The organism is Neobacillus sp. FW104-15D2 (genome assembly GCF_058790155.1).
On record NZ_JBYTCJ010000006.1, the window covers coordinates 106825 to 131652 of the forward strand.

Sequence of the window (24828 nt, forward strand, 5' to 3'; positions counted from 1 at the left end):
TGATTATTTTTCGACAAAAGTTAAAAATATATGCATGGAGAGAGAAAATAATTTTTATGGTGCTTTAAAGTGGAGTCCGTGACGCTCGCCGATCCCTCTCTATTTACACTTTACTATGTTCACTACTCTTCTCTAACTATCAAGGAAAAGTTATATTCGCTGCCTTCTTGGTTGGCGGTTTTTATTTTGGATGGTAGGTTCGGCCTCGGCACTGACCGTCAGAAGCCAAATCTGCTGAAGCTAACAACCTATAAGCAATTTGATGGGAAGGTAAATCGGCGAATTGTTTAAATTCAGCATTATTAATAGATTTTTTAACGAGTAAAAAGTAGTCTTCCAATATGGAGAGATAGGCATTGCTGGATTTGAAGCCACAATTGACACACTTCCAGACTTTACATTTATAATTCATGGGCAATGCTCCACAAGTTGGGCACCTAGCGCCAGTTTTAATTTTATTTAATGGGATATGAAATTCTTCCAGAAGGTTTTGATCAAGAGGAATATGCCCGTTTAGCACCAGGCGGGAGATTTTGCGGATATCTTTGGGAGATAAACTTTCTTCCTTATAAATCCTTGAGAATTGGTTCATTTTCTGTAGCATACCATCGCTGTTACAAGACCTTCGAAAAACAATTTCATACCCAGGATCTGCACTTAAGATGGCCTTATCATTAGCATTCACAAAAAGAAACTCAATAGGTACATTTGAAAAATGATGTTTCTCAAGCCAGTTCTTCAGTTGCTCACTTTGCCACTGAACCTGCAAAACTGGATTTTTTCGCCTTTCCACCTTGTCATTGTTCTTTACAATTAGTTGATTGAAACTCTTGTCAAAATGAAGCTCTCCGGCCCAATTCTTTACTTCAATTACAAAAATACATCTCGAAGTTACAATCAGCTTATCCATTTGAAAAAACACATTGTTAAAACCAAGCCTAATTCCGTGGAAAATAAAATGATTACTGGAAGATAAACCTCTCAAGTAAAAATTGACTGCCTTCTCTCCTCTGTATCCGGCCTCCCTTCTTTGGAACTCCTCCCATATGGATTGGTAGGCTGGGAAATGGATGTCTAGTCTATTCATTAAGATATTCAGCTTTCGATTTCGTAACGGTCTTTCACATTTATTCATCTCCAAATATTCATCACCCCTTATTTATATCTTTTTTTCTACTTTCTATTAATAAAACCTTCCTTTTCATTGCAAGACCTATGTAATTTTTGTGTCAAAATTTGATTAATTAAGGTTTTATCAATCATTTAGAGAGTAATATCGATCACTTTGAATCATTAATCAATCATTTTGGCAGACATATCGATTAAGTTGAGAAACTTATCAATCATTCTGAGGGAAATACTATATCGCAGACAATCTTAGTCAGCTGAAAAGCCAGGCGGACGCCTGGCTCTGGTAATTTCATCTCTCACTCGATTAAAAGCAAATTACCTCTTTTTTAGGAAAACCCAATTTATCAATTAATTTTCACGATTAATCACTCATTTTGATCCATTTATCAATCATTTTGGCAGACATATCGATTAAGTTGAGAACTCTATCAATCATTTTGAGGGAAATACCATTTCTCGGACGATCTTAGACAGATGAAAAGCCAGGCGGAGGCCTGACTCTGGTAATATCAGCTCTTCCCCTACTAAAAGAATTTTAGGAACAATTTATCAATTAATTTTCAAAATAATCACTCATATTGATCCATTAATCAATCTTTTTCGGGAACATATCGATTAAGTTGCGGACTCTATCAATCATTTTCCCTAACTTATCGATCAAGTTGAACTTTTTATCGATTACTACGCTAGAAACTTCCATAAAAAACGCCAGACCCTCCGTGGGGCCCGGCATTTTATTTTTTTGCTGTAATCATGGCTAACATATTTTTTGCAGAGGAGATTTCTACTCCCTGGTAGTAATGTTTCACGATATCCTCACAGGTTTTGCCTTCTGCGGCCATTCCGTTGGCACCGTATTGACTCATCCCAACTCCATGCCCGTAGCCCCGCGTCGTAATTATTATGTTGTCTCCTTTTTTTTCCCATGTAAAGTCAGAGGAACGCAGATCCAGTTTTTCCCGGATTTCCTTGCCTGTAAGGACTTTACCATTAAAGTCTACTTTCCCTACACGTTTACCCGCTGTCCTTTCCACGATCTTTCCAATTGTATTACCGCTCTTCAGCCTTACACCGAGCAGTTTTTGAAAGTTACCTAAAGCAATAACCTTACTGCTTTTGTACTTTGGAGAGGTTTTATCCCAGGGGCTTGCAACGCTGCGTAAATAGGGGAAGGAATTGGACCAGTAATCCTCTGAGTTTTCAGTATAGCCATTGCTGGTTGAGAAAAAGGTCGCTGTAATTGCCTGGTTTTGATAGGTCAAAATTTCACCGGTTGTTGCCTGAACTGCCTCATGAACTTTCTTCTTCTTCCAGCTGTAGTCCATTCCCCAAGCTCGTTTTAATTCATCATCACTTTTATATACCTGATGGATTTCAGTATCCGTCACTTGCGCTCCCTTTGGGAGGCCGAGACTATCTTTACTTAGCATTTGCTTTACAATATAGGTTCTCGCAGTTAGGGCCTGAGCTTTTAAGGCTTCTATCTCAAAGTCTGCCGGCATTTCTGCAGCAACAACGCCCTCGAGATACTGGTCTAATGGGAGTGTCTCAATTCTCTTTTGTGCTGTGCGATAGACAGCCACCTCTGCAGCAGAATCCAAAGAAGGAACGACTGCCTTCTTTTCCTTATTCCTGTTCAGCTCTTCCCCCAGTTTGCCGTTTGCCTTGCCTTCCATAAAAGGTGCAACCATAATCGCCGGAACGATCAGGGTAATCGCAAAAATTATAGCTGCTAGGACTAATAGTGGTTTGAATTTTTTCAAGTAGAATACCCCCATATGAAAAGTAAAACGGCAGTACCGCTTCTTTTTAAACATATGGCAGGGGACAAGCATTTATGATTACAAAAAAGAAAAAACCGAAGCTCCAAAGTGTCAGACATCTGACAGCTTGGTTCTTCGGTCTTTTTCATCTATTAGGTTCTAAGCGTTCATGTCAGCAATAAAGCTTTCATTTTCAACAGTGATTTCCTGCTCGTCGTTAACGCGCTCAACATCTGCACCAAGTGCCTCAAGTTTTTTATGGAAATCAACATATCCACGATCCAGATGCTTAAGTTCTGTTACACGTGTATATCCTTCTGCAACTAAACCTGTCAAAATCAATGCAGCTGCTGCACGTAAATCAGTTGCGGCTACTTCTGCGCCTTGAAGGTTGCTCATACCATTTAATATAACAGAACGGCCTTCAATTTTGATATCCGCATTCATGCGGCGGAATTCTTCCACATGCATAAAGCGATTTTCAAAAACTGTTTCTGTAATCATGCTGGTGCCTTCTGCACGAAGCAGTAAAGCCATCATTTGGGATTGCATATCAGTTGGGAAGCCTGGGTGAGGCATTGTTTTAATATCAACAGCCTTCATCTTTTCTGGTCCGATTACTCGAATACCATCAGCTTCTTCGTGAATAATAACACCCATTTCCTGCATTTTTGCGATTAAAGAAGAAAGATGTTCTGGTACAGCACCTTTTACAAGCACATTTCCGCGAGTAAGGGCAGCAGCAACCATGAACGTTCCAGCTTCAATACGATCAGGAATAATTGCGTGTTCCGCACCAAATAATACGTCTACACCTTCAATGCGAAGTGTGCCGGTTCCGGCTCCTTTTACCTTTCCTCCCATTTTATTTAAAAGGTTGGCTAGGTCAACAATTTCAGGTTCTTTTGCAACGTTTTCAATGACTGTTGTACCCTCAGCAAGGGCGGCAGCCATCATTATATTTTCAGTAGCTCCTACGCTTGGGAAGTCTAGGTAGATCTTGGCGCCCTTTAAGCGGCCATCGACCTCTGCTTCAATAAATCCATTACCGACCTTCACTTTTGCACCCATTGCTTCAAAGCCTTTAAGGTGCTGGTCAATCGGGCGGGATCCAATTGCACAGCCGCCAGGCAAAGCCACACGAGCTCGCCCATTGCGTGCCAATAATGATCCCATAACAAGTACCGAAGCACGCATTTTTCGAACGTATTCGAATGGCGCTTCTTCATTTAACTCTCTGGATGCATCAACAACTACTGTATTATTTTCAAAAACCACTTCAGCGTTTAGGTTCCGTAATACTTCATTGATCGTATATACATCGGAGAGAGTCGGTACATCACGTATTACACTTTTTCCATCACTTGCTAATAATGTTGCAGCGAGTACAGGCAGAACAGAGTTTTTTGCACCTTCAACTTTAACTGTTCCATTTAACCTTTGACCGCCGCGGACGATGATCTTTTCCAAGAGTATTCCCCTCCGCGTCCAATTTCTCTATATTAATATTCAACCGTTATGATTGGTGTGCCAATTACAATCGTTTTCTTAGCGCCCAATCCTTCAGACCGCACAGCGACTTGTAAATTAAAACTTCCATTTTTTCCATCAATGGAGTTGGCAAACATTGGCGAAAATCCAGTTACTGACATAAATGAGTCTTCCTTTAACGCTTCTACTTCTTTTGCATTAAAAGCTGAAAGGACATTATTGACTTTATTAGGTAAAGCCTTAACCATCTTATCACCGTAAACGCCCTTTATACAAGAAAAAATTGCAGGTTTTTCACGAAATATGTCGCTTAGTCTAGCTTCAAATTTTCCACCTGTGAAAAAAGACTCAGTTGACGAATTCAAGACAGTTCCAGTTACTCGATATATAATATACGCATCTGCCTTTTGTTTTGTGAGGGTTGCCATAAGTTGAAGAGATTCTTTACGATTTTGATGACTTGGGGAAACAGCGGTGATCTCCCATTTTTGCCGGGATGTAGATGGGGTGGACCACTTCCAATCCGGAAACTTTTGTCGAAGATCGTTTGTGTAGGCCTGTATCTCCTTTTGGGTTTTCAGGTTTACCAAATGTTCCCTTGCATTTAAAGACCATTCGTCGAGTAAAATATTTTCGCTTTGCAAAACGGAAGCCAATTTAAGTAAGTCAAGCTCCTCTTTGGCTACAGTCGTTCTATTCCCAACTTGTAAAATAATAAAACCAATGATGGCAAACATTATAAAAAAAACTTTTATTTTTCTATTCATCTGTAATTCCTCCCCCTTAATAAACATTGTTGCCATTAGGGGAAGGAGCATACTTGGGAATTATCGTCACTTTTTGACACTTTACCTATGTATGCCAATCTTCGACACTTTTTTTACCAAACAAGGAACTTGTTAAAGGCTGAGCATAAATGCCCTATGTCTTCAGTTTGTAGGAATATGAGCTTTGCAAAGTTACAATATCGAATCTCTATTTTTTATAACAACTTTTAAAGTTTACCGAAAAAGATTGTATTTGGAAACCCGCAAAAGTACCTAAATATTTACCAGTTGGAAAATGAACGGCAGCTGTTTTGACCACTGCAAGTAATCCAGGAAGAAGTTGCTGACCGAGGATCCAATCATAATTGCCAATAATATATATAACACTCTTGCCTGGAGTACATGATTGGCGCGAAGTAATTTATCAAGATGAATTGCCTGGAGTGCCCACCAGGACAAAGCGATAAAAATCAAATGTGAAATAATGCTTAATAATGCCTGCTGTCCTAAATCGACCAAGCTTGCACCTCCTTTTTAACCAAGTTCCATCTTACCATATTGAGCCCATTTTATCGAACAATTCCCCCTAAAAATTGGAATTATTTCTTTTGCACAAAAATAAAGAGAAGAAAGCAAATTTGCTCTCTTCTCTTGTATATTGCCCATATTTATCGTGAGCCTTTAGGCTTCCTCCGAAGCTTGAGGCCTACTGTAAGAAATCAGTGAACTGATTGGTATGGTTATGCATAAAATCCAGTGCTGTATTTGGCAGAATACCCAAAATAACGGTTGCCGCAACGCAAATGGTTAACACAATCAGAATTCCAGCCGGAATATTGAATTTATTCTCCCGTGCTGCAGGGCGGAAGAACAATTGAGTCAGTATCCCGAAATAGTAGAAATACGATACTACTGTTGTCGCAATCATGATTGACGCCAATACATAATGAGGATTGTCTCCTGTAAATGCGCCAATAAAGATATTCAGCTTTCCAATAAAGCCGGCCGTACCTGGAAACCCAGCAAGGGATAGAATTAAAATTCCCATTGCTGCCGCCAGCCATGGTGAACGTTTATATAGTCCCGCAAACTGACTAATCTCTTCAGAGCCTTCTTTTTCAGAAACCAATTGAATGACCGCGAAGGCACCAAGGTTCATGAAAACATAGGCAAGCAGGTAAAACCAGATGGCATCAAACATGACAAAGCTTAGTGAGGCAAACGCCACTAGAATATAACCCGCGTGCGCAATGCTTGAATAGGCAAAAAGTCGCTTGATATTTGTTTGCCTTAAGGCAATTACATTTCCGATTATCATCGTTGCTCCTGCAATGAAGGAGATATAATCCTGCATATGCAGAAGGATAGGTATCGAGCCTGGTCCGTTTGACGGTGTTACGCCGAAAATGGACAGCAGTACACGCGTTATCAGGATAAAGCCGGCTGACTTTGAAACCACACTAAGGAATGCTGTAACAGGTGTTGGAGCTCCCTGGTAAACATCCGGTGCCCACATATGGAATGGGGCAGCCGCAAGCTTAAAGGCGAGTCCGATAAAAATCATAAGGAATGCCAGTCCAAGCAAATATGCATATTGTGGATTTCCCAAAGAGGCCAGCTGTCCGGCAATTCCCTTTAGGTTAGTCGTGCCACTTAAACCATATACATAGCTCATTCCGAACAATGTGATAGCTGTTGAAATTCCGCCGTTAATGACATATTTCATAGCCGATTCATTTGACTTTAGATTGCGTTTCTTGATTCCGGCAAGAATGTAGGAAGAAATGGACAACAGTTCAAGTCCTACAAACAAGGTAATTAAATCACCGCTTGAGGCCATCATCATAGCGCCAAGTAAAGCCGTTAAAAACAGGTAGTAAAACTCTCCCCGTGATTCTTCCATTCCTTCTTTTGGTTCATAGCTGACGGCCAAAAGGAGGACAAGTGCCGAACCGCCAAGCAAAATAAGTTTAAATACTTTTGAAAAAGCATCGAGGCGGAATGAATCATCCAAAATGGAAGCAACAGGATGGTCTATCATTCCCGCAAGAGCTGCTATAGCTGCTACAATCGCTGCTATACCTATATATCCGAAAACCTTACGATCCATTTTTTCAGGCATGAACAAATCGAATAACGAAAGCAGTGCCGCAACAGCCAGGATGATGAACTCTGGTGCCATGATTCCCCACTGAAATGATTGCAATGTCTCAAGACTCATCCTTCATCACCCTCCCAACCCAAGCATAATCGTTTCTAGCGCTGTCTTAAGTGGTGCACTCAGAACACTTGGGTAAACACCGATCAATACGATTAAAAACATTAGTGTAAGAACAGGAACAAACTCTGCTCCTTTTAAATCCATGGTCCCGGCAAATTCCCGGTGTGCCTGGCCGAATGTCATGCCCAGTACGGCACGCAGCAGGTAGGCAGCAGTCATGATAATTCCGATCGTTCCGACTGCAGCAAGAACTGGCATTTCTTTGAACAGCCCAAGGAATGCCATAAATTCACTGACAAAGCCGGACATACCTGGCAGGCCAAGTGAGGCCATTGCACCGGCAAGCAGGAACCCTGCGGCCAGCGGCATGCCTTTTGCAAGTCCTCCAAGGTTTTCAATAAGCGAGGTATCTGTTCGCTCGTAAAGTACCCCTACCAGGAAGAAAAGCAAAGCGGAAATTAATCCGTGTGATACGACTTGGAAGATGGCCCCTTGAATACCTGTTGCATTTAATGCACCAAGTCCGATTAGAACAATCCCCATATGGGAAATGGACGAATAGGCAAGAACCATTTTGAAGTCCTTTTGGATAAAGGCAAGAAATGCTCCGTATAAAAGGTTGATTACTCCGAAAACAGCGAGCACGCCTGCCACATCTTTAAATTGTTCCGGGAAGATTCCCATAGCAAAACGGATTAAACCGAATGCACCAATTTTTAAGAGAATACCTGAGTGAATCATAACAATAGATGGCGGTGCCTGAACGTGCACTCGAAGCATCCAGCTATGCAGCGGGAATATTGGAAGCTTTACACCGAATGCTATTAAAAGAGCAATCAGAAGCCCCATTTTCACTGAACCGGAAAGCGGACCTTTCGCAGCGTTAACAATCTGCTGCAAATCATGAATATTTGATGTTCCTGTTTTTGCAAAAAGGACCATGATTACTATCAGCAGAATGGCCGAACCCAATCCGTTAAAGATTAAAAAGCTAAAGGCGGCCTTTTCTTTTTCAAAATAACCCCATTTTCCGATCAGGAAGAACATGGGAACCAGCGTTACTTCAAAGAAGATAAAGAACAGGATCATATTTAAGGATGTAAAGACGCCAAGCATCCCTGTTTCTAACAGAAGGAAAAGCATGAAATAACCTTTCCACTCTTTTTTAATATGCATGGAAGCAACTGCTGCCAAGGTGGCAATGATTGCTGTTAATACAACCATAATTAGTGAAAAACCATTTAAACCAAGCTCATAAGCAACATGGAAATACTTTTTGTCGCCAACGAAGTTGATCCAGTTTGCTTTTACTGAAAAGTCTCCCAAGTCCTTGCCAGCCTGATAATGAAAATAGCAGGCCAGTGCAAGAAGAAGTGCAGGAAGTGTTGCAAGAAGTCCAACAAGTTTAATGGCTCTCTCCTGCGTGTTTTTCATAAAAGCCAGAACTGCAACGCCGAGTAAAGGGGAGAATATCAGAATTGACAGCACAGAAGATAAACTCATTTTAAGTACCCCCCAGTCAGCGCAAAGATTACCACCAGAACGGCAAGTCCGACGAATGCCATAGCACCGTAGGTTTGCACCTGTCCGTTCTGCATTTTTGATCCCATTTTGCCCAGCCCCTGTACAAAGCCCGCTACACCTTTGACAATACCTTCTACAAGGAATACATCGATAAAACGCAGGAAGTAGCTGATGCCTTTTGTCAGGCTAACGATGGTCAGCTGGTAAAACTCATCAATATAGTATTTATTATAAAGAATGGTATGCAAAGCGCCTCCTCTTCCGGAAAGCCAATCGCGTGACAAGGATTTCTTTCCGTAAATCAGCCAGGCAAGGAAGATACCTGCAAGTGATACTAATGTTGCAACAATCATAATCCAGGCTGGTCCTTCGACATGGCTGTGTCCAAGTGATTCATTGCCTTTAGTGAGCCAATCCCCAAGGAAGGTTCCAAACCAAGGTGTATTTACATAACCAGAAATAACGGCAAGAACACCAAGCACGATCATTGGAAGTGTCATCACGCCTGGAGATTCATGAACGTGTTTCATTTCACTTCGTGCTTCACCAGTAAAGACCATGAAAAACAATCTGAACATATAAAATGCTGTAAAGAATGCTGCAATCACTGCGAGCAGGAATAATATTGGATGTCCGCCCTCCCAGGCTGCTGCTAGTATTTCATCCTTACTGAAGAATCCGGATAGCAGCGGAACACCGCTGATAGCCAGAGTTCCAATCAAGAATAATGGGCCAGTCAGACGAAGCTTTTTCCATAGTCCGCCCATCTCTTCAATGTTTTGTGAATGAACAGCATGGATAACACTTCCTGCTGCCAGGAACAGCAAAGCTTTGAAGAATGCATGTGTCATTAAGTGGAACACGCCTGCAACATAACCGGCAGAGCCTAGTGCAAGCATCATGTATCCGAGCTGGCTGACCGTTGAGTAGGCAAGTACTCTCTTAATATCTGTTTGCACAAGGCCAATGCTGGCTGCAAAAATCGCTGTGAATGCTCCAATTATGGCAATCGTCAGCAGAGCCGTTTTGCTGGCTGCAAACAGAGGGAAGAGCGCCGCTACCAGATATACACCTGCCGCAACCATCGTGGCTGCGTGGATCAATGCAGATACTGGTGTCGGACCTTCCATCGCATCAGGAAGCCATGTATGAAGCGGGAACTGACCGGATTTACCGACTGCTCCTACAAAAATAAGAATGGCTGTAAGTGTAATCCAGCCTTGCGATATGGATCCTTCTCTTACTGCTTTAAAAATTTCATCATATTCAAAGCTGTTCGTTTGCCAGAATAATAGAATCATACCGATCAGGAGACCAACGTCTCCAATCCTTGTCATGATAAATGCTTTTTTGGCTGCCGCCTTTGCTTCTTCCTTGTAAAAATAGAATCCGATCAGCAGGAAGGAACCCACACCGACTAATTCCCAGAAGATATACGTTTGCAGCAGGTTTGGTGATAAAACCAATCCTAGCATGGAAAACGTAAACAGCCCAAGATACGCATAAAACACTGGAATACGCTCATCGCCGTGCATATAACCTTTTGAGTATGTATGTACCAGACAGCTGACAAGCGATACGATAACCAGCATCAAAGCATTTAATTGATTTACTTCAAAGCCCGCCGTTAAATGAAGATCTCCTATATTAAGCCATGCTGCTTCGCTCTTGTATGTCGGCGCTGTGAAACGCTCGAATAAAACAAGAATTGAATAGACCAGAGATGCAAGTGTAAGCAGGATACCTACGTATGCGCTGGCCTCTTTCAGCCGTCTGCCAAATAGAAGAAGGATCAAAAACGATAATAGCGGGAAAAGCGGTATGATCCATGCAGTTTCCATCATTATCACTATCCCCTTTTTTTCGCTCATCAAAATTTATCTTACGATAAACACTGAACGCTTGACGGACAAGGAAGTCCCAATCAGGCGAAAGGCACTGGATGTGCCGATTTTGAGCGTAGTAAGTGCCTCTGCGGTTCTGCCGCCGCTTTAGGCTCGGCAGCCGCCGGGTAATATTAGCCAGGCGACTATTTTTCGCATGGCAACAGGTATAAAACTTCGGCAGCTTAGCCGCCAATTTTATAAGAATCGCAGATTTTTAAGTTAATGTTTCATTGTATCCATTTCATCAATATTTACTGTTTTACGGTTGCGGTAAAGGGCAATCAGGATTGCAAGACCTACCGCTGCTTCCGCTGCGGCCACGGTAATGGCGAAAAGCGCAAAGATTTGGCCAGTAATTGAAGGCTTGATTCCGTATTTGCTGAAGGTTACCAGATTAATATTCACTGCGTTAAGCATAAGCTCTATGGATATCAAAACAATAACCGTATTCCTTTTTGACAGGGCACCGTATAAACCGATACAAAAAAGAATCAGGGCAAGCGCCAGAAACGCTGAAGCAGGAATTGAACTCATTCCTTATTCGCCCCCCTTCTCGTCTTTTTTTGCAAGAATAATAGAACCGACAAGGGCAACAAGCAATAACACAGAAGTTAGCTCAAAAGGGATAATATGCTTGGAATACAAGGCCTTACCGATTTGCATAGTATTGTTTTCATGCAGATGATTTGTCTGCGGTGCAAGATCAAGATTATAAATTCCGATATAAACGGCAAAGGCAAATCCCAGGACACCTAAAAGCAGGAACAGCCTCCTCCAGAGACTGGGTTTACCTTCGCTTGTATCGTTATGATTCGTCAGCATAATGCCGAATAGCATGATAATGGTAATCGCACCTGAATAAATCAGAATCTGTGCACCCGCAACGAATTCTGCTGAGAGCAGAACATAGATGCCTGCGATGCTTACAAAGGTAAATACCAATGCAATAATCATATGAACCACATTCGTAAGATTCAGTAAAAGTACGCCGCCTATGACTGCAGCTAAAGCTAGTAGCATAAATGCGATAAATTCACCTGAAAACGTCATGGCTTATTCACACTCCGTACGTTTTCGTCATTTTCATCCAGCCATTCAAGGTTTTTGAATAACCGGTCCCTGCTGTACTCTGCCAGCTCAAAATTATTGGTCATGATGATGGCCTCAGTTGGGCAAACCTCTGTACATAGGTCGCAAAGGATACAAATTTCAAAATTAATATCATACGTATCGATAATTTTGCCCTTTTTGGTTGGATCGGGATGTTTTTTGCCGACCAAATCAATACACTCCGTTGGACAAATATTCATGCACTGATTGCAGACGATGCACTTTTCCGGGTAAAACTTTTGAATTCCACGGAATCTGTCAGGCAGCGGTAGAGGTTTATTCGGATAATCGTAGGTGACTTTTTCCCTTGTTAATTGTTTAAGGGTATATTTCAAGCCTTTTGCCAATCCCAGCATGTATTTTCACCCCTTTGTAAAAGATGAGTTTTTTCAGGCAATGCCTTTTATGAGAAAAATAATGTTTTAATCAAAGCAGTCAGGAAAATGTTTGCTAAAGCAATCGGCAATAGCACTTTCCATCCAAACTCCATCAGTTTGTCAGCCCGGAAACGCGGGAATGCTACCCGGAACCAAATATAAATAAATAGAACTAATGTAAATTTCAACGAAAACCAGACCGCACCTGGAATAAATCCTAAGATCGATAGTGGTGGCAGCCAGCCTCCAAGGAATATGACGGTGATAAGTGCAGACATCGCGAACAAGTATACATATTCAGCGAGCATGAAAAATGCCCAGCGGAAACCCGAATACTCAACGTGATAGCCGGCAACTAGTTCGTTCTCAGCCTCAGGAAGGTCGAATGGCGTACGGTTTAATTCTGCAACCGATGCAATCAAGAAGATGATAAATGCAACCGGCTGTAGAAGGATATACCAGCCATGCTTTTGAGCCTCAACAATATCATTTAGGTTTAAGCTGCCTGATAATAGGATAATACCTAAAACAGACATTACTAACGGGATTTCATATGAAATCATCTGTGCTGCGGCACGCATACCGCCGAGCAGAGCATATTTATTGTTCGATGCCCACCCCCCGGCAACAACTCCTATTGTTGTCAAACCGGATACAGCAATATAGTACAGAAGGCCGATGCCGATATCGGCAAATTGAAATTTGTCAGTAAACGGAATGGTTGCCAGTACCATAAAGGATGGCGCAAACGCAATCACTGGAGCAAGAATAAATAGCGGCCTGTCAGCAAGCTTTGGAATGATATCTTCTTTTAATAAAAGCTTCAGAACGTCAGCAACCGTTTGTAAAAGGCCCCAGCGGCCTCCGACCTGGTTAGGTCCATGGCGGAGCTGCATGTAACCCATGACTTTCCGTTCAGCAAGTATTCCGTAAGTAACGAATCCCAATACAACCAGTAGCAGGACGGCTCCAAGAACGAAAAAGATTCCGAAATTGGCCCATCCGGGGTTTGATTGCAGTAAATCTTCAATCATTAGCCGTCAACCTCCCCTAGGACAATGTCAATTGCCCCTAAAATAGCAATAAGGTTTGCAATATTTTCGCCCTCTAAAAGTTTAGGGAGAATTTGAAGATTGTAGAAAGAAGGCCTTCTGAATTTCAGTCGGTAAGGCTCTTTTTTGCCGTCACTGGCAATATAGCAGCCGATCTCACCTCGAGGGGACTCAATCCTTACAAATGCTTCACCTTTTGGTGCCTTGATGATTTTTGGAACCTTAGCCAGAATTTCACCTTCTGCAGGGAATTGTTCAACAGCCTGCTCAATTATTTTCAGTGATTCTTCAATTTCAGCAAGACGTAATTGGTAACGTGCCCATGCGTCCCCGCCTTCATGAACAGGAACGTTAAAGTCGAATCGGTTATAGATCGAATATGGCTCATCTTTTCGAAGGTCCCATTTCACACCTGTTGATCTTAGGTTTACACCGCTAAGGGAGTAATTAAGGGCATCTTCCTTTGTATACCTTCCGACCCCTTTAACACGGTTTATAAAAATTTCATTTCCTGAAACAAGGTAATGATATCCTTCAAGCTGTTCGCGCATATAAGGGACAAAGTCTCTTACTTTCTCAATCCAGCCTTCCGGAGCATCCCATTTAACGCCGCCGACTCTCATATAGTTAAAGGTCAGTCGGGCACCAGATAACTCATTCAGCATATTGATAATCATTTCACGTTCGCGGAATGCGTACAGGAATGGGCTGACTGCACCAATATCCAGCAAGAAGGTTCCCCACCAGACAAGATGGCTTGCGACACGTCCTAATTCCATAGCAAGTACACGCAGATATTCAGCACGTTCTGGAATTTGAGTTCCCATCATCGTTTCAACTGCATGGCACAACACGTAATTGTTCGTCATAGCTGAAAGGTAATCAAGTCTGTCCGTATAAGGAATGATTTGTGTATATTGCAGATTTTCCGCCAGCTTTTCAGTTCCGCGGTGCAAATACCCAATGACTGGTTTTGCTTCTTTAATAATCTCACCGTCAATTTTTATTACAAGCCGGAAAACCCCGTGAGTACTAGGGTGCTGCGGCCCAACATTCAATAGCATTTCTTCTGTCCGTAACATTGGTTACACCTCCACATCATACTGCTCATAATCTTTACGCAGTGGATGGCCAACCCAATCTTCGCCTAGCAGGATCCTGTGCAGATTTGGATGTCCCATAAACTGGATACCCAGCAAATCATATGCTTCGCATTCTGGCCAGTTTGCCCCCGCCCAGACCGGCTGCAGTGAGTCGATTGATGGCTTATCACGGTCAATCTTTACTTTTAGGGCAACAGACTGACGATTTTTATATGAGAATAAATGTACATATACTTCCATATGGGTTTCAAAGTCGGTTCCATGAAGTTCAGATAGATAATCAAAACCGAGACGCTCATTATATTTCAAAAACTGGGCCAGTTTAAAATATGTATCAGGTTTTACTACAAGGGTAGGAACATCCTTTGAAAGTTTATTAATATAGCAGTCTTCTAAAACGTCCTTACCTAAGTTCTCTTCGATTACTTTTATATACTTATCAAGATATGGCTGATTGGGTGAAGGAGCTGCAGGTGCCGCTGGTGCTTCCTCAGCTCCAGCCTTTCCTGCTACTGCGGCCTTAGCTTTTGCTGCGGCGGCGGCTTTCGCTTTTGCGGCTGCAATAGCTTTAGCCTTTTCATCGTCTCCGCCTGCAGGAACATCACTTCCACCTTGTTTGGCTAGAGCGGCGGCTTTTGCCTTCGCTGCTGCGGCAGCCTTTGCTTTTGCGGCTGCAACTGCTTTTGCTTTCGCATCATCTCCACCTGCTTCTGCTGAGACGCCAGCTTCCTGTGCCTTCACTTTAGCTAGTGCAGCTGCTTTTGCCTTCGCTGCTGCTGCGGCTTTCCTTTTAGCAAGATCATCATCGCCGCTCGCTTCAACAGGTGCGGCATCTTCGCCCTGTTCTCTTGCCTTTTTTGCAAGTGCAGCGGCTTTTGCTTTCGCTGCTGCTGCGGCTTTCTTTTTAGCAAGATCATCATCGCCGGCATCAACAGTTGGTGGGGCTGCATCTACGGATTCCACCGTTTCTCCCTGTTCCCTTGCCTTTTTGGCTAGAGCAGCTGCTTTTGCTTTCGCTGCTGCGGCGGCTTTCCTTTTAGCAAGGTCATCATCGCCGGCATCAACAGTTGGAGGGGCTGCATCTACAGATTCCACCGTGTCTCCCTGCTCCCTTGCCCTTTTGGCTAGAGCAGCTGCTTTCGCTTTCGCTGCTGCGGCGGCTTTCCTTTTAGCAAGGTCATCGTCATCACCGTTTGCTGGCTCTTTTACTTCAGGTTTATCTGCCGGTTTTGATTCTTGTATTGGCGCAGATTCACCTGCGAGTTTCGCTTGTCTTTTTGCGAGGGCTGCTGCTTTTGCTTTTTCAGCCGCTTCCTTCTTTAATTGGTCCAGATCCTTTTCGCTCATAGGTTAGATCACCTTCTTCCCAGTCTTCGCTTCATAACGAATCTTTTCCCTTAACTTGTTGATTCCGTAAATTAAAGCAGCTGGGTTTGGAGGGCAGCCTGGAATATAAACATCGACTGGTACGATCTGGTCGACCCCTTTTACCACAGAATATGATTTTACATAAGGGCCTCCGGCGGTTGCACATGAACCCATGGCAATTACCCACTTTGGTTCTGGCATTTGGTCATATAAACGGCGCAGAATCGGAGCCATTTTTTTTGTTACAGTGCCGGAGACGATCATGCAGTCCGACTGGCGGGGAGATGTCCTGAAAAATGACCCAAAGCGGTCCAAGTCGTAGTGGGAAGATCCTACACCCATCATTTCAATCGCACAACAAGCCAGACCAAATGTCAGCGGGTAAATGGAATTACTCCTTGCCCATGCCTTAATTTGCTCTAGCGTTGTTACAAATACACTTCTTTGAAGTTCTTCCATTTCCTGAGGAGAGATACCATCCAATTTTAAGTCCATTTTAGCACCTTCTTTTTCCATGCATATACAAGTCCTAGGACTAGCATTAATACGAAAATCAACATCTCAATTAACGCAAAAATGCCCAGTTTATTATAGGCAACAGCCCATGGATATAAAAACACCGTTTCTACATCAAAAATAACGAACATCAGGGCAAAAATATAATAGCGGACATTAAACTGTACACGGGAATCGTGAAAAGGATCAATACCGCTTTCATATGTGGTATACTTCTCGTCACTTGGCTTGTGCGGACGTAAAAGCTTACCCAAAAATAATGCCACCACCGGCAGCAATACCCCAAGACACAGAAACACAAAAACTATCAGATAACTATTCTGATATACATTAAGAAGTTCCATGTCTATCCCTCCTCCAATGTTGTAAATTTTCATATTAATGAAACATGTAACCGAATTCATTATACCATTGTATTTTGGGTGTGTCGACAAGCCCTCTGACACATTCGAAAGCTTTTTTAAGGCAGTTTTCCTAGGTTTAATTCCTGTTTTAAAACGGCGAAGGACGGTTAATCCCTTTCGAATGAGGTATGAATAATTCGGAACACATACTTCCTTACTCCCATTTAATTACAAACAATTGAGCTTGTCAGTGAGGTTTGTCAACATTGTTAAAATTATTTCATTGGCCAATGAACTTTCCAATCTATTTTTCAATTACACAGGGCTCGCCTTACTATCTTAGTGGAAGAGGATGGTGAATATTCCATTTTCCTTCTATTGGAAAAAATAATAGCGGACAAGTTTTAGTAAGTTTCATTGTTATTTTAGAAATTGCTTGTTGATTCCCTTTCCGGCGCTCGCTTTCCTTGGGCAGTCCAGGAGTCCTCTCGGTTCTCAATCCTTCGGGGTTTCCCTTGGACTCGTTATTCCGCTGGAGTGTTCGCCTACCGCTTTAATCCACAGAGTACAATATCACCGGATAATCCTTAGCACATCCAATTTTATAAATCATATTTAATTGAAACAGATCCTCCTCGATCAAATATAACTTCATTTTAATCCCATATTCTCACATAGAAGTTTATTTCAATATATACGAATAGAAGTTAAAACTTCCGCAGGGCCCATTTCAATACAAAAAACGAAGGCCCAAAAGGACCTTCGCTCATATTATTATTTTTATTATCCTCTTCCTGTAACAGAAAGACGGTTGATGGCACGCTGCAAAGCCAGTTCGGCACGTCTGAAGTCGACCTCGTCCTGGTGATGTGCATGCAGACGCTGCTCAGCACGCTCTTTAGCACGGACTGCGCGGTCAATATCAATTTCAGTAGACAGCTCGGCTGCCTGAGCTAAAATCGTTACCTGCTCTGGACGGACTTCCAAAAGACCACCGCTGACTGCGATTAGATCTTCTTCTTTTCCACCTTTTTTCAGGCGAACAGCACTGATTTGCAGAGGTGCAACCATAGCAATGTGTCCTGGCAAAATACCAAGCTCACCACTTTGAGCTTTGGCAATGACCATTTCTACATCTGATTCATACACCGAGCCATCGGGAGTAACAACACTGACTTTCATCGTCTTCATTTTTTACCCTCCTGGCAGGTTTTATGCCTCTACACCCATGCGTTTGCCGGCTTCAATCACATCTTCGATACGTCCAACAAGACGGAAAGCATCTTCTGGAAGGTGATCATACTTACCTTCAAGAATTTCTTTAAATCCTTTAACAGTTTCTTTAACAGGTACATATGATCCAGGCTGGCCAGTGAACTGTTCAGCAACGTGGAAGTTTTGAGAAAGGAAGAACTGAACACGGCGGGCACGGTGTACAACTAACTTATCTTCATCAGAAAGTTCGTCCATACCGAGAATCGCAATGATATCCTGTAATTCTCTGTAACGCTGTAAAGTTTGCTGTACCTGGCGGGCTACTGAATAGTGTTCTTCGCCAACGATATCAGGTGAAAGTGCACGAGAAGTCGAAGCAAGTGGATCCACCGCAGGGTAGATACCCATTTCAGAAAGCTTACGCTCAAGGTTAGTAGTTGCATCCAAGTGAGCGAATGTTGTAGCAGGAGCCGGATCCGTATAGTCATCGGCTGGTACATAAATCGCCTGGATGGAAGTAACAGAACCTACGTTAGTAGATGTGATACGTTCCTGTAATCTACCCATTTCAGTAGCAAGTGTTGGCTGGTAACCAACGGCAGAAGGCATACGGCCTAAAAGGGCAGAAACCTCAGAACCTGCTTGTGTGAAACGGAAGATGTTATCCATGAAGAAAAGAACGTCCTGTCCTTGCTCATCACGGAAATATTCAGCCATTGTCAATCCTGTCAGAGCAACACGCATACGCGCACCTGGAGGCTCGTTCATTTGTCCGAATACCATTGCTGTTTGTCTGATAACACCTGAATCCGTCATTTCATGATAAAGGTCGTTACCCTCACGAGTACGCTCACCTACACCTGCGAATACGGAGATACCGCTGTGCTCTTGAGCGATGTTATTGATCAATTCCTGGATTAAAACGGTTTTACCTACACCGGCACCACCGAATAGACCGATTTTACCACCTTTAATATATGGAGCAAGAAGGTCTACTACTTTAATTCCAGTTTCAAGAATTTCTATCTCAGTAGAAAGCTGTTCGAATGTTGGAGCTTCACGGTGAATAGAATCACGGCGAGCACCAGCCTCGATAGGTGCATCAAGATCGATTGTTTCACCCAATACGTTGAATACACGGCCAAGTGTTATGTCACCAACCGGTACAGAAATTGGGGCACCAGAGTCAAGCACTTCCAAGCCACGTGTTAAACCGTCAGTTGAAGCCATCGCAATGGTACGAACTGTATCATCACCTAAATGAAGGGCTACTTCAAGAGTTAAATTGATGTCGACTCCTGACTCACTACCCGCTTGCGTGCTGATTGTTAAAGCGTTATAGATCTCAGGAAGCTGTCCGCTTTCGAATTTCACGTCAACAACCGGACCCATAACCTGAAGAACGCGTCCTTTGTTCATCCTTTTCCCTCCTAACGTACTCTTTTGAAGCATGAAGGAGCAGGGAAATGGATTCATTACCCTGTCCTTTCAAAAAAATACTATTCTAAGGCGGCTGCTCCGCCTACGATTTCGGTAATTTCTTGTGTAATTGCCGCCTGACGAGCACGGTTATAACTTAAGCTGTAGGAATTGATTAATTCCTTAGCGTTATCCGTTGCATTCTTCATTGCGGTCATACGTGCAGCGTGTTCACTGGCCTTACTGTCAAGCAATGCTCCATAGATAAGGCTTTCTGCATACTGAGGAAGGAGAACCTCCAAAATTTCCTCTGCAGACGGTTCAAACTCATAAGAAGTAAGCTTCTTAGTTGTTGAAATGTCTGAGAAAGGAAGAAGCTTCTTCTCAGTTACATCTTGTGTAATAGCGCTGCTATAGTGTGTATAGTACAAATACAATTCATCGAATGTTTCATCAGCAAACATACCAACAGTGTTGCTGGCTATTTCCTTGATGTCATTGAAAGAAGGCTGATCTGAAACGCCGACAATTTCTTGAACAACGTTCATTCCGCGCTTGGCAAAAAAGTCACGGCCAACTCTTCCGATTGCGATAATCGCAAATTCATCATTCGATTTATGGCGTTCTTGGATTGTCTGGAATACACGGCGAAGGACGTTACTATTGTAAGCCCCAGCAAGTCCGCGGTCAGACGTGATCACTAAATAGCCGGTTTTTTTGACTTGACGGGATTGAAGCATAGGATGGGCAATCCCTTTGCTGCCCATTGCGATTGCTGCTGTAACTTCCTGGATTTTTTCCATGTAAGGGACAAATGCTTTCGCATTCATTACTCCACGATTCCATTTAGCTGCAGAAACCATCTCCATCGCTTTTGTAATCTGGCTCGTCTTTTTTGTCGATGTGATCTTGGATTTTATATCGCGTAATGATGCCACAGGTTCTCACCACCCTTTTCAAAGTTTATCGTCAGACTAGTCATATCAATGTCTAGCTACAGCGCCTAGACCCTCAAGGCCGCTTCGGTCCCACCGCTGAAGTCAGAACTTCACCTCTAGGCCCTTCGACACACAGGAAGCGCTAGTGCCGGCTCTGCCACAGGACGTGGCGATTTTAGCCGGACAGCGCTTGTCAGGTCTTAGCAAGGCGCTATCACTTTTCTATTCAGAAACTGCAAACGTCTTTTTGAAGTCGTTGATTGCAGCTGACATATCATCATCGGAAGGAAGTTCCTTCGTAGTTGCGATATGGTCTAACAATTCTTTGCGGTTGTGGTCTAACCAGGAAAGGTATTCAGATTCAAAACGCTGGATATCCTGAACTGGAATATCATCAAGGAATCCGCGTGTTAATGCATAAAGGATTGCTACTTGTTTCTCAACGGCAAGCGGCTTGTGAAGGTCCTGTTTAAGAACTTCAACTGTACGAGCTCCACGAGCAAGTTTTGCTTGAGTTGCTTTATCAAGGTCAGATCCAAACTGAGCAAATGCTTCTAGTTCACGGAAAGATGCAAGGTCAAGACGCAGTGTGCCTGATACCTTTTTCATCGCTTTAATTTGGGCAGATCCACCTACACGTGATACAGAAAGACCAGCGTTGATCGCCGGACGAACACCGGAGAAGAATAGGTCAGACTGCAAGAATATTTGGCCATCAGTGATGGAAATAACGTTTGTTGGGATATACGCAGAAACGTCCCCAGCTTGTGTTTCAATAAATGGCAATGCTGTAATTGAACCAGCGCCTTTAGCGTCGCTCAATTTTGCAGCACGCTCTAATAAACGGGAGTGCAAGTAGAATACATCCCCTGGATAAGCTTCACGGCCTGGAGGACGGCGAAGCAGCAAGGAAAGTTCACGATATGCTGAAGCTTGCTTTGAAAGATCATCATATACTACAAGAACGTGCTTGCCATTGTACATGAATTCTTCACCCATTGTTACACCTGCATAAGGAGCAAGGAATAATAATGGAGCAGGCTGAGAAGCAGATGCAGATACAACAATAGTGTAATCCAATGCACCGTACTTACGAAGAGTTTCTACCGCATTACGCACAGTAGACTCTTTTTGGCCGATTGCAACATAGATACATACCATGTCTTGACCTTTTTGGTTAAGGATTGTATCGATTGCTACAGATGTTTTACCCGTCTGACGGTCACCAATGATTAACTCACGCTGTCCGCGTCCGATTGGAACAAGAGCGTCAATCGCTTTGATACCTGTTTGAAGTGGCTCGTGAACGGATTTACGATCCATTACACCGGGAGCTACAGCTTCAATAGGACGAGTTTTAGTAGTATTGATTGGACCAGCGCCATCGATTGGCTGTCCTAATGGATTCACTACGCGTCCGATTAGTTCTTCACCAACAGGAACTTCCATGATGCGTCCTGTACGGCGAACCTCGTCACCTTCACGAATCTCTGTATATGGTCCAAGAATGATGATACCGACGTTGTTTGCTTCAAGGTTTTGTGCCATACCCATAACGCCGTTTGAAAATTCAACAAGTTCTCCAGCCATGACATTGTCGAGGCCATGAGCACGAGCGATACCGTCACCAATCTGGATAACAGTACCTACATCACTCACTTGAATTTCCGACTGATAGTTTACAATTTGCTGTTTTATCAGCGCACTAATTTCTTCAGCTTTGATGCTCATGAGTTTCACCCCTATCTTCGAATCTTAGCTTAACAATTTACGTTCAAGACGAACCAGCTTGCCCCGCAGGCTGCCGTCATAAATTCTGTTCCCAATGCGGAGTTTAATTCCGCCTAAAAGATTTGTATCTACAATATTCTCAATTCGGAGCCATTGTTTGCCGATTTTCTCAGCAAAAGTCTGGGATATAGCAGCGCGTTCTTCATCCGTTAACGGACGTACGCTATATACCTTGGCTTCCGCAATTCCTCTTGCATCATTGGCAAGCTCAATAAATCCATCAACCACTTCAGAGATTTGATCTTCGCGGTGGCGGTCAATCAAAATCATTAATGTGTTTTGAACATATAGGCTTGTTGATGCAAATGCGCCTTTTAAAATCCCTTTCTTCTCTTCATTTGAGAGTTTTGGGGATTTTAAAACTGCTTTTAGGTCAGAGCTGCTGTTTAAAACTTCTTTAACTACACGAAGTTCTTCTTCCATACTGTCAAGAAGCTGCTGTTCTTTCGCGATTTGGAAAAGAGCCAACGCATAGCGCTTCGCTACCATGGAGTTGCTCATCGCTCTTCTCCTGCCTCTTGAATATATTCGTTAATAAGCTTATCCTGGTCTTCTGCACTAAGTTCTTTTTCAATCACTTTAGATGCAATCAATACTGACAAGGAAGCCACTTGTTCGCGAATGGCAGATACTGCCTTTTCCTTTTGCTGCTCAATTTCAAGCTTTGCAGCTTCTTTAATACGTTCACTTTCAGTACGCGCTGCTGCAATGATTTCATCACGCTGTACATCGCCTTGCTTTCTGGCGTTTTCCATTAGATGCTGTGCATCACTGCGCGCTTCTTTTAAAAGACTTCTTTGTTCTTCTAAAAGCTTTGCAGCTTCTAAACGGCTATTTTCAGCAGCCGAAATTTCACTGGAGATTAGTTCTTCACGCTGTTTCATGATACCCATTAATGGGCCCCACGCGAATTTTTTCAGAAGTGCAAGCAAAATAATGAACACAATCAACTGGAAAAAGATATCCCCAGTATTTAACTGCGCATGTTCCGCAGCACCCAATACTAAGCTGTCTGTTAACACGCTCGATTCACTCCTTTCAAGAGTCGTTCACTACGAAAACTAAGTTTATGGTTTGTCCCACACAACATCATTTACTTAAGACATAAATGAATGGCGAAGGTTTGATTTCTCCTCTCCGCCATTAGTATTCTTCGATAAAATTATCGATTAAGAACCATGAACGCGATAACTACGCCGATGATCGGAAGTGCTTCAACTAACGCAACCCCGATGAACATTGTAGTTTGAAGTAAACCACGTGCTTCAGGCTGACGTGCAATACCTTCTACTGTACGTCCAACGATTAGACCGTTACCAATACCTGCGCCTACTGCTGCTAAACCAATTGCAATTGCTGCTGCTATAAGATTCATTTTTTTGTTCCTCCCTGGAAATGTATAAATAAATTTTTTTGTTTTGCTCATAAAATGAACAGGTATATATTAATGGTCATGGCTCACTTTATGTGACATATAAACCATCGTTAACATTGTGAAAATGTATGCCTGGATAGAGCCAACAAAGATTGAGAACCCTTGCCAGATCATTGTTAATGGCACTGCTGCTATCATGCCAATAATACTTGTGTGCGCCAGGCTTCCTGCAAGTAGAGTAAGAAGTAATTCACCTGCATAAATGTTACCGTAAAGCCGCAGGCCAAGAGTAAGCGTATTAGCAAACTCCTCGATTACTTTAAGAGGGAATAAGAATCCCATCGGGCTGAAAAACCCTTTTGCATATCCTTTGCCACCCTGCAGCTTAATGCCGTAGTAATGGGAAAGACCCACAACCATAACAGAAAGCGTCAATGTGATAATTGGATCAGCTGTTGGTGATTTCCACCAAAGCTTTCCATCATAAACGATTGAAAATGGCAGGCCCAGCATATTTGATACAAAGATATACATTATAAGCGTAAGTCCAAGAATATGGAATCTTCCGCCTTCCTTCCAATCCATTGTTGAATTGATAATTCCGCGAACAAAGTCTAAGACCCATTCTAAAAAGTTCTGCATGCCAGTCGGCTTTAATGCCAGCTTTCGTGTAGCAAGAACTGCTATAAGAAAGACAATAGCACTGGCAATCGTGATCATTAGGATGTTTGCCAAATTGAAGTAAAGGCCCATAAATTTCACTATGGGTGCTTCGTGATGCATAAAATCTCACCTCGCTTCCTGTGTTATTTATGTAAAGATTGATGAAAATAATCTATCATAATGACAATATATGATGTCATTAGTCCCAATACTAGAGCGGGTATATTAAAATCCCCCGGATATCTTAATGCGATGATTACAGCAATTCCCGCTGTCGCCATTCTTGAAAGCGAACCTAACGAGCGGACTTTTTTCCCCTCTGAAACAGCTTTATCAAAGCTTTCTGTTTTTCTTACTAATAACCAGAGATTTAGAAAACTGAAGCAAGTTCCGAGGATTAAACCCAAAAAAATAGATTTATAAGAGGTAAAGCCCCAGCCTAAAACATATGCAGACAACAAAAAAAACACCAATCTCTGTTGCTTTTTGTACATTTGTCTGAAATCTGGCATGGTGGTTTATTCTCCTGAATAGAAATGGCGGATTGAAAGGAGCATTGAATATGTGCCAGCGGCTAAACCCAGCAACAATCCGATAATTAAGAAAAGCGGCTCTGTGTCCCAATGCCGATCCAGCCATCTGCCTAGGAAAATCCCTATCAGAATGGAGCCGACTAATTGAGAGACAATAGCTGACATGAGAGCCATTGATTGTAACGGATGGCGGTCATTTCGACGCATAATATCGCATCCTCTCATTTAGAGAATGTGAAAA

Annotated in this window: 26 protein-coding genes; all 26 read right to left on the reverse strand. The window is 42.7% G+C overall.

The genetic code is table 11. The features are described from left to right. Positions 1-181: 181 nt before the first annotated feature. The 26 genes from AC3WR0_RS07140 to AC3WR0_RS07265 all read right to left on the reverse strand — a co-directional run bounded on the left by AC3WR0_RS07140 (position 182) and on the right by AC3WR0_RS07265 (position 24794). Positions 182-1135, reverse strand: coding sequence for a nuclease-related domain-containing protein (locus AC3WR0_RS07140; protein WP_492551710.1), 954 nt, complete (start codon positions 1133-1135; stop codon positions 182-184). 730 nt (positions 1136-1865) lie between these two features. Next, positions 1866-2894 (reverse strand): stage II sporulation protein D, encoded by a 1029-nt coding sequence (spoIID, locus tag AC3WR0_RS07145; protein ID WP_492551654.1) that lies wholly within the window; start codon positions 2892-2894, stop codon positions 1866-1868. 159 nt (positions 2895-3053) lie between these two features. Next, complete coding sequence (gene murA / locus AC3WR0_RS07150; RefSeq protein WP_492551655.1) at positions 3054-4364, reverse strand: UDP-N-acetylglucosamine 1-carboxyvinyltransferase; 1311 nt, start codon at positions 4362-4364, stop codon at positions 3054-3056. Positions 4365-4396: 32 nt separating this feature from the next. Then, positions 4397-5152 (reverse strand): YwmB family TATA-box binding protein, encoded by a 756-nt coding sequence (locus AC3WR0_RS07155; protein WP_492551656.1) that lies wholly within the window; start codon positions 5150-5152, stop codon positions 4397-4399. 273 nt (positions 5153-5425) lie between these two features. Beyond that, entirely contained in the window at positions 5426-5671 is a 246-nt protein-coding gene (locus tag AC3WR0_RS07160; RefSeq protein WP_492551657.1) for a DUF1146 family protein, read from the reverse strand. Positions 5672-5858: 187 nt separating this feature from the next. Continuing rightward, positions 5859-7373 (reverse strand): NADH-quinone oxidoreductase subunit NuoN, encoded by a 1515-nt coding sequence (nuoN, locus tag AC3WR0_RS07165; protein ID WP_492551658.1) that lies wholly within the window; start codon positions 7371-7373, stop codon positions 5859-5861. A gap of 6 nt (positions 7374-7379) precedes the next feature. Further along, entirely contained in the window at positions 7380-8876 is a 1497-nt protein-coding gene (locus AC3WR0_RS07170) for an NADH-quinone oxidoreductase subunit M (protein ID WP_492551659.1), read from the reverse strand. Further along, on the reverse strand, positions 8873-10741 hold the full coding sequence (nuoL, locus tag AC3WR0_RS07175) for an NADH-quinone oxidoreductase subunit L (RefSeq protein ID WP_492551660.1): 1869 nt from the start codon (positions 10739-10741) through the stop codon (positions 8873-8875). The genes AC3WR0_RS07170 and nuoL overlap by 4 nt, the downstream gene beginning before the upstream one ends. 261 nt (positions 10742-11002) lie before the next feature. After that, positions 11003-11317 (reverse strand): NADH-quinone oxidoreductase subunit NuoK, encoded by a 315-nt coding sequence (nuoK, locus tag AC3WR0_RS07180; RefSeq protein WP_027323453.1) that lies wholly within the window; start codon positions 11315-11317, stop codon positions 11003-11005. A 3-nt stretch (positions 11318-11320) separates the two neighbouring features. Then, a complete protein-coding gene (locus tag AC3WR0_RS07185; RefSeq protein ID WP_027323454.1) occupies positions 11321-11833 on the reverse strand; it encodes an NADH-quinone oxidoreductase subunit J in 513 nt (170 codons plus the stop codon). Continuing rightward, on the reverse strand, positions 11830-12249 hold the full coding sequence (gene nuoI, locus AC3WR0_RS07190; protein WP_027323455.1) for an NADH-quinone oxidoreductase subunit NuoI: 420 nt from the start codon (positions 12247-12249) through the stop codon (positions 11830-11832). Before nuoI ends, AC3WR0_RS07185 begins: the two co-directional genes overlap by 4 nt. A gap of 47 nt (positions 12250-12296) precedes the next feature. Continuing rightward, positions 12297-13304 carry an NADH-quinone oxidoreductase subunit NuoH gene (gene nuoH / locus AC3WR0_RS07195; RefSeq protein ID WP_492551661.1) on the reverse strand — a complete coding sequence of 336 codons (1008 nt, stop codon included), beginning with the start codon at positions 13302-13304 and terminating at the stop codon, positions 12297-12299. Then, a complete protein-coding gene (locus AC3WR0_RS07200) occupies positions 13304-14404 on the reverse strand; it encodes an NADH-quinone oxidoreductase subunit D (protein WP_492551662.1) in 1101 nt (366 codons plus the stop codon). The genes nuoH and AC3WR0_RS07200 overlap by 1 nt, the downstream gene beginning before the upstream one ends. A gap of 3 nt (positions 14405-14407) precedes the next feature. After that, entirely contained in the window at positions 14408-15772 is a 1365-nt protein-coding gene (locus AC3WR0_RS07205; protein ID WP_492551663.1) for an NADH-quinone oxidoreductase subunit C, read from the reverse strand. Positions 15773-15775: 3 nt separating this feature from the next. Continuing rightward, entirely contained in the window at positions 15776-16288 is a 513-nt protein-coding gene (locus AC3WR0_RS07210) for a NuoB/complex I 20 kDa subunit family protein (protein ID WP_027323459.1), read from the reverse strand. Beyond that, positions 16279-16653 (reverse strand): NADH-quinone oxidoreductase subunit A, encoded by a 375-nt coding sequence (locus AC3WR0_RS07215; RefSeq protein WP_027323460.1) that lies wholly within the window; start codon positions 16651-16653, stop codon positions 16279-16281. Before AC3WR0_RS07215 ends, AC3WR0_RS07210 begins: the two co-directional genes overlap by 10 nt. Positions 16654-17436: 783 nt before the next feature. Then, positions 17437-17844 (reverse strand): F0F1 ATP synthase subunit epsilon, encoded by a 408-nt coding sequence (locus AC3WR0_RS07220; RefSeq protein ID WP_027323461.1) that lies wholly within the window; start codon positions 17842-17844, stop codon positions 17437-17439. A 21-nt stretch (positions 17845-17865) separates the two neighbouring features. Further along, entirely contained in the window at positions 17866-19287 is a 1422-nt protein-coding gene (gene atpD, locus AC3WR0_RS07225; RefSeq protein WP_492551664.1) for a F0F1 ATP synthase subunit beta, read from the reverse strand. Between the two features lie 80 nt (positions 19288-19367). After that, positions 19368-20225, reverse strand: a complete 858-nt coding sequence (atpG, locus tag AC3WR0_RS07230) for an ATP synthase F1 subunit gamma (RefSeq protein ID WP_492551665.1) — start codon at positions 20223-20225, stop codon at positions 19368-19370. Between the two features lie 222 nt (positions 20226-20447). After that, entirely contained in the window at positions 20448-21956 is a 1509-nt protein-coding gene (gene atpA / locus AC3WR0_RS07235; RefSeq protein WP_492551666.1) for a F0F1 ATP synthase subunit alpha, read from the reverse strand. A gap of 24 nt (positions 21957-21980) precedes the next feature. Continuing rightward, on the reverse strand, positions 21981-22517 hold the full coding sequence (locus AC3WR0_RS07240; protein ID WP_492551667.1) for a F0F1 ATP synthase subunit delta: 537 nt from the start codon (positions 22515-22517) through the stop codon (positions 21981-21983). Then, complete coding sequence (atpF, locus tag AC3WR0_RS07245; RefSeq protein WP_492551668.1) at positions 22514-23038, reverse strand: F0F1 ATP synthase subunit B; 525 nt, start codon at positions 23036-23038, stop codon at positions 22514-22516. The genes AC3WR0_RS07240 and atpF overlap by 4 nt, the downstream gene beginning before the upstream one ends. Positions 23039-23178: 140 nt before the next feature. Further along, positions 23179-23391, reverse strand: coding sequence for a F0F1 ATP synthase subunit C (atpE, locus tag AC3WR0_RS07250; RefSeq protein ID WP_027323467.1), 213 nt, complete (start codon positions 23389-23391; stop codon positions 23179-23181). Positions 23392-23460: 69 nt separating this feature from the next. Next, the gene (atpB, locus tag AC3WR0_RS07255) at positions 23461-24174 is read right to left on the reverse strand and encodes a F0F1 ATP synthase subunit A (protein WP_492551669.1); all 714 of its coding nucleotides are present in this window, start codon (positions 24172-24174) and stop codon (positions 23461-23463) included. Positions 24175-24197: 23 nt separating this feature from the next. Further along, positions 24198-24566: an ATP synthase subunit I gene (locus AC3WR0_RS07260; protein WP_492551670.1), complete on the reverse strand. Its 369-nt coding sequence runs from the start codon at positions 24564-24566 to the stop codon at positions 24198-24200. Between the two features lie 6 nt (positions 24567-24572). After that, entirely contained in the window at positions 24573-24794 is a 222-nt protein-coding gene (locus AC3WR0_RS07265) for an AtpZ/AtpI family protein (RefSeq protein WP_492551671.1), read from the reverse strand. Positions 24795-24828: the final 34 nt, after the last annotated feature.